This window comes from Mycobacterium sp. NGS33 (genome assembly GCF_059812885.1).
Genome location: NZ_JCALDN010000003.1, coordinates 35,389 through 48,936 on the forward strand (window position 1 = coordinate 35,389; position 13,548 = coordinate 48,936).

General features: G+C 70.9%; 12 protein-coding genes and 1 tRNA gene. 6 read left to right on the top strand and 7 right to left on the bottom strand.

Annotation, left to right across the window (positions count from 1 at the left end; all coding sequences use genetic code 11):
* Positions 1 to 27 precede the first annotated feature (27 nt).
* Genes tilS through dacB form a run of 3 tightly spaced genes read right to left on the bottom strand, consistent with a single transcriptional unit; the run spans position 28 to position 3,424 of the window.
* On the bottom strand, positions 28 to 990 hold the full coding sequence (gene tilS, locus AC5Y5B_RS07580; RefSeq protein WP_112635191.1) for a tRNA lysidine(34) synthetase TilS: 963 nt from the start codon (positions 988 to 990) through the stop codon (positions 28 to 30).
* A complete protein-coding gene (locus tag AC5Y5B_RS07585; protein WP_112635201.1) occupies positions 969 to 2,042 on the bottom strand; it encodes a zinc-dependent metalloprotease in 1,074 nt (357 codons plus the stop codon). Before AC5Y5B_RS07585 ends, tilS begins: the two co-directional genes overlap by 22 nt.
* Positions 2,039 to 3,424 (bottom strand): D-alanyl-D-alanine carboxypeptidase/D-alanyl-D-alanine endopeptidase, encoded by a 1,386-nt coding sequence (gene dacB / locus AC5Y5B_RS07590; protein WP_112635189.1) that lies wholly within the window; start codon positions 3,422 to 3,424, stop codon positions 2,039 to 2,041. The genes AC5Y5B_RS07585 and dacB overlap by 4 nt, the downstream gene beginning before the upstream one ends.
* A 154-nt stretch (positions 3,425 to 3,578) precedes the next feature.
* Here dacB and AC5Y5B_RS07595 point away from each other — a divergent pair, with 154 nt between their 5' ends.
* A complete protein-coding gene (locus AC5Y5B_RS07595) occupies positions 3,579 to 4,067 on the top strand; it encodes an inorganic diphosphatase (RefSeq protein WP_066867566.1) in 489 nt (162 codons plus the stop codon).
* Positions 4,068 to 4,083: 16 nt separating this feature from the next.
* On the opposite strand, the gene AC5Y5B_RS07600 is transcribed toward AC5Y5B_RS07595, so the two are convergent.
* Positions 4,084 to 5,172 carry a DUF475 domain-containing protein gene (locus tag AC5Y5B_RS07600; RefSeq protein ID WP_112635187.1) on the bottom strand — a complete coding sequence of 363 codons (1,089 nt, stop codon included), beginning with the start codon at positions 5,170 to 5,172 and terminating at the stop codon, positions 4,084 to 4,086.
* 128 nt (positions 5,173 to 5,300) lie between these two features.
* On the opposite strand from AC5Y5B_RS07600, the gene AC5Y5B_RS07605 reads away from it, so the two are divergent.
* The 3 genes from AC5Y5B_RS07605 to AC5Y5B_RS07615 are packed head-to-tail and all read left to right on the top strand — an operon-like array spanning position 5,301 to position 7,661.
* Positions 5,301 to 6,569 carry a hypothetical protein gene (locus AC5Y5B_RS07605; protein WP_500004822.1) on the top strand — a complete coding sequence of 423 codons (1,269 nt, stop codon included), beginning with the start codon at positions 5,301 to 5,303 and terminating at the stop codon, positions 6,567 to 6,569.
* Positions 6,570 to 6,604: 35 nt separating this feature from the next.
* Entirely contained in the window at positions 6,605 to 7,306 is a 702-nt protein-coding gene (ppgS, locus tag AC5Y5B_RS07610) for a polyprenyl-phospho-N-acetylgalactosaminyl synthase PpgS (RefSeq protein WP_112635183.1), read from the top strand.
* Between the two features lie 13 nt (positions 7,307 to 7,319).
* The gene (locus AC5Y5B_RS07615) at positions 7,320 to 7,661 is read left to right on the top strand and encodes a DUF2304 domain-containing protein (RefSeq protein WP_112635181.1); all 342 of its coding nucleotides are present in this window, start codon (positions 7,320 to 7,322) and stop codon (positions 7,659 to 7,661) included.
* Positions 7,662 to 7,668: 7 nt separating this feature from the next.
* On the opposite strand, the gene AC5Y5B_RS07620 is transcribed toward AC5Y5B_RS07615, so the two are convergent.
* Complete coding sequence (locus tag AC5Y5B_RS07620; protein WP_112635197.1) at positions 7,669 to 8,613, bottom strand: NAD-dependent epimerase/dehydratase family protein; 945 nt, start codon at positions 8,611 to 8,613, stop codon at positions 7,669 to 7,671.
* Here AC5Y5B_RS07620 and AC5Y5B_RS07625 point away from each other — a divergent pair.
* Positions 8,579 to 10,396, top strand: a complete 1,818-nt coding sequence (locus AC5Y5B_RS07625; RefSeq protein ID WP_165821892.1) for a hypothetical protein — start codon at positions 8,579 to 8,581, stop codon at positions 10,394 to 10,396. The two genes, AC5Y5B_RS07620 and AC5Y5B_RS07625, sit on opposite strands and share 35 nt — an antisense overlap.
* A 20-nt stretch (positions 10,397 to 10,416) precedes the next feature.
* Here the strand turns inward: AC5Y5B_RS07625 and AC5Y5B_RS07630 are convergent.
* Both AC5Y5B_RS07630 and AC5Y5B_RS07635 read right to left on the bottom strand, forming a co-directional pair.
* Positions 10,417 to 10,492: transfer RNA gene (locus AC5Y5B_RS07630), tRNA-Thr, on the bottom strand.
* Positions 10,493 to 10,547: 55 nt separating this feature from the next.
* Entirely contained in the window at positions 10,548 to 11,765 is a 1,218-nt protein-coding gene (locus AC5Y5B_RS07635; protein WP_289176337.1) for a DNA polymerase III subunit delta', read from the bottom strand.
* Positions 11,766 to 11,919: 154 nt separating this feature from the next.
* Between AC5Y5B_RS07635 and AC5Y5B_RS07640 the strand changes: the two genes are divergently transcribed.
* Positions 11,920 to 13,548 carry an adenylate/guanylate cyclase domain-containing protein gene (locus AC5Y5B_RS07640; protein WP_112635508.1) on the top strand — a complete coding sequence of 543 codons (1,629 nt, stop codon included), beginning with the start codon at positions 11,920 to 11,922 and terminating at the stop codon, positions 13,546 to 13,548.

The window sequence follows — 13,548 nt, forward strand, 5'->3', positions numbered from 1 at the left end:
TAACCAACGGCAGTCCCGATATTGCGGCTACCGGACCGGCTCGCGCCACAGCGTCAGCACGCCGTCGCGGCGGCCGGCGAACAATCGCTCGTCCGGCGTCGACGACCCGACCGCGACCCCGCCCTGCCCGTGCCAGCCGGTGACCAGGGCGTCGACCCCCCGGATTTGCTTGTCGGTCAGGCCCGTCGCGCCGCCGGCCAAAAGCCACGCCCGGATCACGCGGCGCCGCACGGGGGCGTCCAGCGGTGCCAGCGCCTGCACCCGCAGGCCGGCGTCCGCCCGGGCCCCGGGCAGCGCCCGCGCGGCCAGCGTGTCGATCAGCTCGGAGTCCTCGCGCAGCGCGATGGCGGTGCGGGCCAGCGCCTCGGCCACGCCGCCGCCCAGCACGTCTTCCAGCAGCGGCAGCACCTCGGTGCGCAGCCGGGTCCGGGTGAAGCGGCGGTCGGTGTTGTGCGGATCCTGCCAGGGGTCCAGCCCCAGCTCCCGGCACGCGGCGTGCGTCACTGCCCGCCGCACCGACAGCAGCGGCCGGCACCACGGCGGATCGTAGGGGCGCATCCCGGCGATCGACCGCACCCCGGACCCGCGGCCCAGCCCCAGCAACACCGTCTCGGCCTGGTCGTCGAGCGTGTGGCCGAGCAGCACCGGGCCGCTGTGCTGGGCGCTCAACGCGGCGTAGCGGGCGGCGCGCGCCGCCGCCTCGGGGCCGCCCTGATTGCCCACCTGCACCCGAACCACTTGGGCCGCAACGCATCCCAATGCCAGGGCCTGCTCCCGGGCGGTGCCGGCGACGGTGTCCGAGCCGGGTTGCAGGCCATGGTCGACGACCACCGCCGTGGTGGGCCGCAGCCGGGCGGCCACCGCGGTGAGCGCCAGGGAATCCGGGCCGCCGGACAGCGCCACGCACCACTGGTCGCCGGCGGCGAGGTGGGTCGCGGCGAACGCCTCGACAGCCGCGCGCAGCCGGCCTACAGCACCCTGTCGATCCATCGCTGGGGCTCTTCGATCTCGATGGGCAGCGGCAGCGTCTCGGGACCCGTCCAGATGGCGTTGAACCGGGCCATGCCCACCTGGCCCACCACGTGGTCGACGAAGGCCTTGCCGCGGGTGTACTGGCTGAGCTTGGCGTCGAGCCCCAGCAGCGCGCGCAACAACCGCTGCAGTGGCGGTTGCTTGCGGTGGCGGCGCTCGTCGAACCGGCGGCGGATGGTGGCTACCGACGGCACCGCCATCGGCCCGACCGCATCCATGACGTGGTCGGCGTGGCCCTCCAGCAGGGTGCCCAGCACCAGCAACTGGTCTAGCGCTTGGCGCTGCGGTTCGGACTGCACCGCGCGCACCAGGCCGAGGATCCCCTCCGAGTTGGCGTCGGACTCCGAGGCCCCGCTGCCGCGGCTTCGCGCGTAGTCGGCCAGCCGCCCGATCACCTGCCCCATGTCCTCACCGGCGTCGCGGGTCAACACGCCCAGGGCCTGCGACATGTAGTCGGGTAGCCACGGGTTGGCGGTGAACTGCACGCGATGGGTGACCTCGTGCAGGCACACCCACAGCCGGAAGTCGGACGGGTCGATGCGAAGCTGCCGCTCGACGGCGATGACGTTCGGATACACCAGCAGCAGGCAGCCGGTTTTCGCCCCGTTGTCAGTGGCGAACGGGTCGTACTGACCCAGGATCCCCGAGGACACGAAGGCCAGGACGGCGCCCGTCTGCGCGCCGGTGATGCGTCCGGTGAAAAAGCCGTGCGGCTTCTCGGCGCCGTTCATCATCACCCGCATCGACTCGGTGGCCGCGGCGATCCAGTCGGGGCGGTCGACGATGCGGGCGGCCGGCACCTGGCCCCTGTCAAAGCCGTCGGTGATCAGGCCGGTGACGTCACGCACCAGCGGTTCGGCCTTGACCGACGACCTGGCGAGCTCGTCGATCACCTGGCGGCGGGTGTAATCGCTGGACGGCGGACCGGGCCTGGCCAGCCGCCGACCCACCGTGGCCGCGAACCGCCAGTCGACCGCGGTGCCCAGCGTCAGGTCCGACGCCGGCGTCATGAGCACCCGCAGGACCACAGCCGGGTGGCCAGCGCATCCATCACGTTGCGGCCGTTCGGGCCGGCGTTGTTGGAGATGAACGCGAAGGTCAGCACCCGGCCGCTGCGATCGGTGAGCACTCCCGCCAGCGCGTTGATTCCGGTCAGCGAGCCGGTTTTGGCGCGCAGCCAGCCCGCGGGGCCCTGGGCCGTGGAGGCGTCGGTGAAGCGGTCGGCCAGCGTCCCGCTACCCGCGGCGATCGGGAGCAGATCCAGCAGCGCCCGCAGCGACGGCTGGTCGGGCCCCGCCGCGGCCTGCAGCACGCCGTCGAGCGTCTTGGCGGTCAACCGGTCGTCGACCGAGAGCCCACTGGAATCCAGCAGCGCCACGCCCGCCGTATCGACGTGGGCGGTGGTCAGCCGGTTGGTCACCGCGTCGGCGGCGCCGGCGAAGCTGCGCGGCCGGTTGATCGCGGCCGCCACCTCCCGGGCGATGCTCTCGGCCAGCACGTTGTCGGAGTGGTCCATCATCTCGGACAGCCGCTGCACCAGCGGCGCCGACTGCACCACCGCGAGCTGCCGGGCTCCCGACGGCGCGGTGGCGATCGTCACCGCGTTGGGGTCCAGGCCCAGCGCCTTGGCCAGCTCGCGGCCGGCATCCAGCGCCGGGGTACGGGACCGCCGCGAGTTGACCGTACTGGGCTGGATGCGTCCGGCGTCGATCATGACCGACTCGATCGGCGCGATGTCGCCGTTGTCGACGTCGGCGAGGTCCCAGCCCTGCGCCATCGTCGGCCCGCTGAACGCCGAGGTGTCCACCTGCACCGCCGTCGGCGTGACGCCGCTGCGGCGGATCTGCTCGACGAGGTCGCTGATCCGCGCCGATCCCCGGTACCAGGTGGGGACGCCGGGCGGCGCCGCCGACAGCGCCGGATCGCCCGCCCCGACCAGCACGACGGGGCCCTGGGCGTTTTGGCTGCCGGCCACCACGCGCGTGCTGATCCGGGCCTGGCGGTCCAGCGTCAGCAGCGCCGCGGCCGCCGTGAGCACCTTGTTGGTCGACGCCGGCACCAGCGGCATGTCGCCGGCCACCTGCCACAGCTCCTTGCCGGTGATGGCGTCGGTGACCCGGCCGCCCAGCCGGCCCAGGTTCGGGTCACCCGCGAGGGGCGCCAGCATGGCGGCAACGCCGGGCCCGCTGGGGAGCTCGGCGGTGTCGCTCACCGGGACCATGCCCGGCTTCACCGTCGGTGCGTGCGGGGGCGGGATCGGGGCGTGCGCGCTGTTGGCGCCGTGTCCGGCCGTGGTGAAAAACGTTGCCGCCACCACGACGGCAGCGACGAACGCCAGCACGCCCAACCCGATGAACACTGGGGTGGATTTCTGCCAGCGAGTACGGGCCATGACTCTCCTGACTGTCCGAAGACCCATTCTGCCGAATCGGCGCCGATGCGCTCGACTAGGGTGTAGCAGGGCAAAATTGGCCTGCCCCAACAGACGCCTTCCTTACAGACGCCTTCCCAATAGACGCCTTCCCAATAGACGAGGAGCCGACGCGGTGGAATTCGACGTGACCATCGAGATTCAAAAGGGCCAGCGGAACAAGTACGAGGTCGACCACGAGACCGGCCGGCTACGCCTGGACCGCTACCTCTACACCGCGATGGCCTACCCGACCGACTACGGCTTCATCGAGGACACCCTCGGCGAGGACGGCGACCCGCTGGACGCGATGGTGCTGCTGCCGCAGTCGGTGTTCCCCGGGGTGATCGTAGAGGCGCGTCCGGTGGGAATGTTCCGGATGACCGACGAAAAGGGCGGCGACGACAAGGTGTTGTGTGTGCCGGCCGGCGACCACCGCTGGGACCACATCCAGGACATCGGCGACGTGCCGGAATTCGAGCTGGACGTGATCAAGCATTTCTTCGTGCACTACAAGGACCTGGAGCCGGGCAAGTTCGTCAAGGCCGCGGACTGGGTCGGCCGCGAGGACGCCGAGGCGGAGATCCAGCGCTCGATCGAGCGGTTCAAGGCCCAGGGGCACTGACGCCCGCCGGCGCGCGCTAATCGCGCCGGGCGCGCGCCTCGTGGCGATTGCGCAGGATGCTCCAGCCCAGCGCGGCCGCGATGAACACCACCCCGACCGAGGCGGTGACCGGCTCGGGGACCTCGAACCGCGGCTCGATGGAGGCCAGCATGATCACGGCCAGCGCCCCGATCGCCCAGTGCGCGCCGTGTTCGAGGTACACGTACCGGCCCAGCGTCTCCTGGCGAACCAGGTAGATGGTGATCGACCGGACGAACATCGAGCCCACCAGGCCCAGCCCGAGCGCGATGACGACGGGGTCCGAGGTGATGGCGAAGGCGCCGGTGACGCCGTCGAACGAGAAGGCGGCGTCGAGGACTTCCAGGTAGAGGAACAGGGTCAGGCCGGCCCAACGCGTTGCCGCGGCGGGGGTGCCGGATTCGGGATCGGATTCGGTGTCGGACGGCCGAAACGCCCGGCTCAATCCGTTGACCACCAGGTAGATCACCATGCCCACCAGCCCGGCCGTCAGCACCGTCGCCGCCTCGTCACCCGAGTGCGTCAACCGCGTGCCCACGCCGACCAGGACGAGACCGGTAACCACCAACGACACCTGCCCCAGCCGGCCGATGCGTGCGAACGGGATCTCAATCCACTTGAGCCACTTGATGTCTCGGTCATAGAACAGGAAATCCAGGAACAGCATCAACAGGAAGATGCCGCCGAATGACGCGATCTGCGGGTGCGCCGCGATGACGAGCTTTTCGTAGCTGGGCGAGCCGTCCGGGAACTCCAGCGCGCCGTGCGGCGGCGGATGCAAAGCCAACTCCATCGCCCGCACCGGATCCAGGCCCGCGGTCGCCCACACGATGAGCAGCGGGAACAGCAACCGCATGCCGAACACGGCGACGAGGATCCCCACCGTCAGGAACATCCGCTGCCAGAAGCGGCTCATCCGCTTCAGGATCGACGCGTTGATGATCGCGTTGTCGAACGACAACGACACCTCGAGGACGGCCAGCACCACCAGCAGGTAAAGACCCTTGCCGCCGCCGTAGGCATATCCGAGGCCGAGGGCCGCCGCGGTGACCAACAGCGAAACCCCGAAGGTACGCAATGCGGACATGGATCCTTTCCGGCCGCCGCCCACACTAGCGAACCGGATCGTCGCGGCCGGCGACCGCTGCGGTCCGCATAGAATTTTCACATTGTGGCGAAACATCGGGGCAGTCGGCCGAAAGCGCCGCCGCCCCGATGACCGAGATCAGCGCCTCGCAGGGGCCGGTGGCGCGCGGCAGCATGGCCAGGGTCGGCACCGCCACCGCCGTCACGGCGCTATGCGGTTACGCGGTCATCTATCTGGCCGCTCGTGACCTGGCGCCGAGCGGCTTCTCGATATTCGGCGTGTTCTGGGGGGCGTTCGGGCTGGTCACCGGCGCGGCCAACGGCCTGCTGCAGGAGACCACCCGCGAGGTCCGCTCGACGCCCTATGTCAGCGACCTCGCCGCGCTGCCGGTACCCGGCGAGCCGCGCACCCACCCGATGCGGGTCGCGATGCTGGTCGGGGTGGCCGCGGCCGTCCTGATCGCCGGCAGTTCGCCGTTGTGGGGCGGGCGGGTGTTCGTCGAGGCGCGGCTGCTGTCGGTGGCGCTACTGTCGGTCGGGCTGGCCGGGTTCTGCGTGCACGCCACCCTGCTGGGCATGCTGGCCGGCACCAACCAATGGACGCGCTACGGGGCGCTGATGGTGACCGATGCCGTCATCCGGGTGATGGTGGCTACGGCCACCGTGGCGCTCGGGTGGCGCCTGGTCGGCTTCCTGTGGGCGACGGTCGCGGGCGCGATCGCCTGGCTGATCTTGCTGGTGGCCTCGCCGGCGACCAGGGCCACCGCCCGGCTGCTCACCCCGGGCGGCACCGCGACCTTCCTACGGGGCGCCGCGCATTCGATCACCGCCGCCGGCGCCAGCGCCATCCTGGTGATGGGATTTCCGGTGCTGCTGAAGCTGACCAGCGCCGAACTCGGCGCCCAGGGCGGGGTCATCATCTTGGCCGTGACGCTGACCCGCGCGCCGCTGCTGGTGCCGCTGACGGCCATGCAGGGCAATCTGATTGCGCATTTCGTCGACGAGCGCAGCGACCGGATCCGCGCGCTGCTCGCCCCGGCCGCGATCGTCGGGGCGATCGGCGCGATCGGGGTGCTGGCCGCGGCGGTCGTCGGGCCGTGGCTGCTGCGGGTCGCCTTCGGGCCGCAGTACCACGCCAGCAGCGCGCTGCTGGCGTGGCTGACCGCGGCCGCGGTGGCGATCGCCATGCTGACGCTGACCGGGGCGGCGGCGGTGGCCGCCGCGCTGCACCGGGCCTACTCGCTGGGGTGGGTGAGCGCCACCGTGGCGTCGGGATTGCTGCTGTTGCTGCCGTTGTCCCTGCAGATCCGGACCGTGGTCGGGCTGCTGTGCGGCCCGGTGGTAGGCATCGGCGTCCATCTGGTGGCGCTGTCGCGCGCCGCGCGCTCTACCGGCTGATCTGGCCTGCACCGGCGTGTACCTTGTGGGCTTAGATGGGTACTGAAACGCATTATTCGGTCGTCTGGGTCGTCATTCCCGCCTTCAACGAAGCCGCTGTCATCGGTGAGGTGGTCGCCGATGTGCGCTCGGTATTCGACAACGTCGTCTGCGTGGACGACGGCAGCACCGACGACACCGGTGAGATCGCCCGGCGGGCCGGGGCCCACCTGGTGCGCCACCCGATCAACCTCGGGCAGGGCGCGGCCATCCAGACCGGCGTGGAGTACGCCCGCAAGCAGCCGGGGGCCCAGATCTTCGCCACGTTCGACGCCGACGGCCAGCACCGCGTCAAAGACCTCGCGACCATGGTCGACCGGTTGCGCGCCGGGGACGTCGACGTCGTCATCGGCACCCGGTTCGGCACGCGGCAGGGGACCCGACCGCCGCTGGTGAAACGGATCGTGCTGCAGACCGCGGCGCGGCTGAGCCGGCGGGGCCGCCGGCTTGGCCTGACCGACACCAACAACGGGTTGCGGGTGTTCAACAAGAAGGTCGCCGACGGCCTGGACATCACCATGAGCGGCATGAGCCACGCCAACGAATTCATCATGCTGATCGACGAAAACCATTGGCGCGTCGCCGAAGAGCCGATCGAGGTGCTCTACACCGAGTACTCGAGGTCGAAGGGGCAGCCCCTGCTCAACGGCGTCAACATCATTTTCGACGGGTTCCTGCGCGGGCGGATTCCGAGATGAAAAGGGTTGGAACATGAACTGGATTCAGGTGCTGCTGATCGGCTCGATCGTCGCGCTGCTGGTCTATCTGCTGCGCTCACGGCGCAACGCGCGGTCCCGGGCCTGGGTCAAGGTCGGCTACGTGGTGTTCGTGCTGGGCGGCGTCTACGCGGTGCTGCGTCCCGATGACACCACGGTGGTGGCCCAGTGGTTCGGGGTGCGCCGCGGCACCGACCTGATGCTCTACGCGCTGATCATGGCGTTCTGTTTCACCACGCTCAGCACGTACATGCGGTTCAAGGACTTGGAGCTGCGCTATGCGCGGCTGGCCCGTGCGGTGGCGATGGAATCCGCGCAAGCCCCCGAAACGGGCTAGTCGGCCGCTAACTGGCCTGCGCCCGGCGGAAGTACTCCACCGTGCGGGCCACGCCATCGGCGAGCCCGACCTTGGGCCTCCACCCCAAAACCTCTGCCGCAGAAGCGATGTCGAGGCAGGACCGCTTGAGGTCGCCCAGCCGCGGCGGCGCGAACTCCGGGTCGTCGGACGCCCCGATGGCGGCCGCCACCGCCGAATGCAGTTGGCGGTCCGAGGTTTCGATGCCGGTGCCGACATTGAAGCGCTGCCCGCCGCCTGCGTCGCCGGAAGCCTTGACGAAGGCGTCCACGACGTCGTCGACGAAGACGTAGTCGCGGGTGTTGCTGCCGTCGCCGAAAACCTTGGTGGGCTTACCCGACAGCAGCGCCTGGGCGAAGATCGCCACCACGCCGGCTTCACCGTGCGGATCCTGGCGCGGGCCATAGACATTCGCCGGGGCGATATGCGAGCAGTCCAGGCCGTAGAGGTGGCGGAAGGTGTTCAGGTAGATCTCGCCCGCCACCTTGCCCGCCGCATACGGCGAGGCGGGATCGGTCGGCACGCTCTCGGGCGTGGGGTAGCGCGGCGGGGTGCCGTAGATGGATCCGCCCGAGGAGGTGTGCACGACCTTGCGGACCTGCGCCCGGCGTGCCGCCTCGGCCAGGCGCACCGTGCCGATCACGTTGACCGAGGCGTCGAACTGCGGATCGGCGACCGAGTGCCGCACGTCGATCTGCGCCGCCAGGTGAAACACCACCTCCGGGCGGTGCTCGCCGAGGATGGCCTCCAGGTCTGCGGTCACGATGTCGGCCTCGACGAAGACGTTTGCCGGGTTGTCGGCCAGATGCTCGAGGTTGGTCGCGCGGCCGGAGGCGAAGTTGTCCAGCCCCACCACCGCGTGACCGTCGGCTAACAGACGGTCGACTAGCGTCGAGCCGATGAATCCGGCTGCCCCGGTAACCAGTGCACGCACCGGCCCACCATACATAGCGGTCGTGGCGGTCGCGCTCATCGCGGTGCAGCTGGCCGTGCGCGCGGTGCTGGCCTTCGGCGGCTACTTCTACTGGGACGACCTGATCCTGATCGGCAAGGCCGGCACCCACAACCTGCTGGCGCCGTCCTATCTGTTCGACGACCACGACGGGCACGTCATGCCCGGCGCATTTCTGCTCGCGGGCACCATCATCCGGCTCGCACCACTGGACTGGACCTGGCCGGCGGTCAGCCTGCTGGCGCTGCAACTGCTGGCGTCGCTCGCGTTGTTGCGCGCCTTGCACGTCGTTCTGGGCTGGCGGCCCGTGCTGCTGATCCCGTTGACGTTCGCGTTGTTCACCCCCTTGGCCGTGCCCGGGTTCGCGTGGTGGGCGGCCGCGCTGAACTCGCTGCCGATGCTGGCCGCGCTGGCCTGGGTGTGCGGCGACGCCGTGCTACTGGTGCGCACCGGCAAACAGCGCTACGCGGTGAGTGGGGTGCTGGTCTACCTCGGCGGGCTGCTGTTCTTCGAGAAGGCCGCGGTGATCCCGTTCGTCGCGTTCGCGGTGGCCGCGCTGCTCGGCCACGTGACGGGCGATCGCAGCCTGCGAGCGGCGCTGGCGACGGCGTGGCGGGCCGGCTCACGATTGTGGATCGCCGCGCTGGCGCTCACCGCCGCCTGGATCGCGGTGTACCTGGCGGTGGTCAACCAGCAGCGGTGGAGTTCCGACCTGTCGATGACGGGCCGGCTGCTGGCGCGCTCCGTCACGCACGGCATCGTGCCGGGGCTGGCGGGCGGGCCGTGGCATTGGGACCGGTGGGCGCCGGCCTCACCCTGGGCCACGCCGCCCACGTCGGTGATGGCGCTGGGGTGGCTGGTGCTGGCCGGGACGCTGGCGGTGTCGCTGGTGCGCAAGGACCGCATCGGGCCGGTGTGGGTGGTCGCCGTCGGCTACGCCGTGGCCTGCCAGGTGCCGATCTATTTGATGCGCTCGTCGAAGCAGACCGCGCTCGAGCTCGCGCAGACGCTGCGCTACCTGCCGGATCTGGTCGTGGTGCTGGCGCTGCTGGCCGCGGTGGCGTTGAGCGCCCCCAACCGGCGGTCCGGGCAGCGCTGGCTCGACGCCTCGCCGCAACGCACCGCGGTGGCCACCGGGCTGGCGGTGCTGTTCGTGGCCAGCAGCCTGTACTCGACGGCCACGTTCTTGACCAGCTGGCGCGACAACCCGGCCCAGCCCTATCTGCGCAACGCCCGGGCTTCGCTGGCCGCGGCCCGCGCCGCCTCCGACACGCCGCTGCTGGATCAGGAGGTCGACCCGTTCGTGTTGCAGCGGGTGGCCGCGCCGGAGAATCTGGCCAGCCACCTGTTCGCTCTGCTGCCGGACAGGCCCGAATTCGCTTCCGCGACAACACAATTACGCATGTTCGACAGCTCGGGTCGGCTGATCAAGGCCCGGGTGACCTGGGTTCGCACCATCGCGCCCGGGCCGATGCCGCGGTGCGGCTACTTCGCCCAGCCCGACAAGCCGGCGCGGCTGATCCTCGACGGCCCGCTGCTGCCCGCCGACTGGACCGTCGAACTGAACTACCTGGCCAACAGCGACGGCTCGATGACGTTGTCGATGACGCAAGGCCCCGAGGTCAAGGTGCCGGTGCATCCCGGGCTCAACCGGGTCTTCGCGCGGTTGCCGGGCGCCGGCGACGCGATCACGGTGCGGGCCAACACCGCCGCGCTGGCGTTGTGCATCGCGTCGGGCCCGGTGGGGTTCGTCGCGCCGGCCTGAACGCGCGCCGGCCGAAAAGATGGAGCCGCCTGGGGGAATCGAACCCCCGACCTATTCATTACGAGTGAATCGCTCTACCGACTGAGCTAAGGCGGCTGGTGCCTCACGCTGGGCGGCACGAGTCTACGGCAGTCGGGCGGGCACCACGAAATCAATCGCGCAGTTGCTGGCCGATGGTGGCGACCATGGCGTCGACGGCGAACTTGGGCTTGACGTTGATCGCCAGCGCCTCGCGGCACTCCAGCACCGCCTCGATGCAGCGCAGCAGCCGCGCGGGTGTGGCGTGGGCGGCCAGCGCGGCGACCTTCTCGGCCATATCGGGATGGTTGGCCCGGATGTCGCCCGCGCTGGACGAGGCCAGCAGCGCGTCCCGGAAGTAGGTCGCCAGGTCGATCAGCGCGCGGTCCAGCGCGTCGCGCGAGGCCCGGGTTTGACGCGACTTCTGCCGTCGCTCAAGGTCCTTGATCGCCCCGGCCGCGCCGCGCATCGCGCCCGCGGTGCCCTTGCCGGTGCCGCCGGCGCCCAGCGCCGTGCGCAGCTCTTCGGTCTCGGCCTCGGCGCGGTCCGCGGTCAGCACGACGGCCTCGGCTTCCGCGGCGGCCACCAGCTCCTCGGCGGCGGCGTAGGCCCGCGACGGGGTCGCGGCGTCGCGCACCAGCGTCAGCGACCGCTCCCGGCGCGCCCGGGCCTCGGGGTCGGTGGCCAGCCGTCGCGCCCGGCCCACGTGACCGCCGCTGACCGACGCCGCCCAGTTCGCCGTGTCGGGGGTCAGGCCGTCGCTGTCGACCAGCACCCGCGCGATCGCCTCGGCCGACGGCGTCACCAGCGCCACATGCCGGCACCGGGAACGCAACGTGATGGCGATGTCCTCGGGATCCACCGACGGCGCGCACAACAGGAAGACCGTCGACGGCGGCGGTTCCTCGACCACCTTCAGCAGGGCGTTGGCGGCGCCCTCGGTCAGCCGATCGGCATCCTCGATCACCACGATCTGCCAGTTCCCGGTGGCGGGGCGCCGCGACGCGATCTGCACGATCGCGCGCATCTCGTCGACCCCGATGGACAGGCCCTCGGGGATCACCCGGCGCACGTCGGCGTGGGTGCCGGCCATCGTCGTCGTGCACGCGTGGCAGCGCCCGCACCCGGGCTCACCGTCGTCGGCGCTCGACGTGCACTGCAGCGCGGCCGCGAAGCACAGCGCCGCCACCGAGCGCCCCGAACCGGGCGGGCCGGTGATCAGCCACGCATGTGTCATAGTCCCGGCGCCCGGCGCACTGTGGCCGGCGTCACCGCGAGCGGCCCTGGCGGCGGACAGCAACTCGGCCGTCACCGCGTCCTGGCCTACCAGCCGCGTAAACACCCCGGACATCACCGGTAACAGTAGTGGCGGCCCCGACAGATACCGAACGGCCACCGGACCGCGACCATTCCGTTATCTTCGGCGGCGCGGCGGCGCCCCGCGCGACCTGCCGAGATCGCAATTAAGTTTCCGCGACGTCGCCGCCGCCCGATACGGTGGGTTAGTGACTACGGCGGCAGCACTACCCGGGCGGATCAGCGCATTCGTCCGCTGGGTGATGCGCACACCGTGGCCGCTGTTCTCGCTCAGCATGCTGCAGGCCGACATCATCGGCGCCCTGTTCGTGCTCGGCTTCCTGCGCTACGCGCTGCCGCCCGAGGATCGCATCCAGCTGCAGGACCTGCCGGTGCTCAACGTGGCCATCTTCGCCACCGCGCTGGTCGTCGTGTTCCTCACCGGCTTGGCCGTCACGCTGCGGCTGCTGCTGCCCGTGTTCCGGTGGCAGCGCCGCGACAACATGCTCGCCGAGGCCGACCCGGCCGCCACCGAACTGGCGCGCAGCCGCGCGTTGCGAATGCCGTTCTACCGCACCCTGATCAGCATCGTGGCCTGGGCCATCGGCAGCGTGGTGTTCATCATCGCCAGCTGGTCGGTGGCCCGATACGCCGCGCCCGTCGTGGCGGTGGCCACCGGGCTGGGCGCCGCTGCCACCTCGATCATCGGCTACCTGCAGTCCGAGCGGGTGCTGCGGCCCGTGGCGGTGGCCGCCCTGCGCAGCGGGGTGCCCGAAAACGTCAAGGCGCCCGGCGTCATCCTGCGCCAGATCCTGACCTGGATGCTGTCCACCGCCGTGCCGGTGCTGGCGATCGTGCTGGCGGTGGTGGCGGACAAGACCTCGCTGCTGCACGCCACGCCGGAGAAGCTGTTCACCCCGATCCTGTTGCTGGCGATGGCGGCGCTGGGCATCGGCCTGGTCAGCACGCTGCTGGTGGCCATGTCGATCGCCGATCCGCTGCGCCAGCTGCGCTGGGCGCTCTCGGAGGTGCAGCGCGGAAACTACAACGCGCACATGCAGATCTACGACGCCAGCGAGCTCGGCCTGCTGCAGGCCGGCTTCAACGACATGGTGCGCGACCTGTCCGAGCGGCAGCGGCTGCGTGACCTGTTCGGCCGCTACGTCGGTGAGGACGTGGCCCGCCGGGCGCTGGAGCGCGGCACCGAGCTGGGCGGCCAGGAGCGCGACGTCGCGGTGCTGTTCGTCGACCTGGTCGGCTCCACCCAGCTGGCCTCCACCCGGCCACCCGCCGAGGTCGTCCACCTGCTCAACGAGTTCTTCCGGGTGGTGGTGGAAACCGTTGGCAAGCATGGTGGTTTCGTCAACAAGTTCCAGGGTGACGCGGCGCTGGCCATCTTCGGCGCGCCGATCGAACACCCCGACTCCCCCGGCGGGGCGCTGGCCGCCGCCCGGGAATTGCACGACGCGCTGCTGCCGGTGATCGGTTCGGCGGAGTTCGGCATCGGGGTGTCCTCCGGGCGGGCCATCGCCGGTCACATCGGCGCGCAGGCCCGCTTCGAGTACACCGTGATCGGCGACCCGGTCAACGAGGCCGCCCGGCTGACCGAGCTGGCCAAGCTCGAGCCGGGCCACGTGCTCGCGTCGGCGATCGCGGTCAGCGGGGCGCTGGACGCCGAGGCCCTGTGCTGGGACGTCGGCGAGGTGGTCGAGCTGCGCGGCCGCCGGGCACCCACCCAGCTGGCGCGCCCGGTGCACCTGGCCGGAACCACCGATCCCGCGCCCACCCGGCCGCGGACCGAGGAGATGTCCGGCGAGGCCATCGGCCCGGGCTACTGA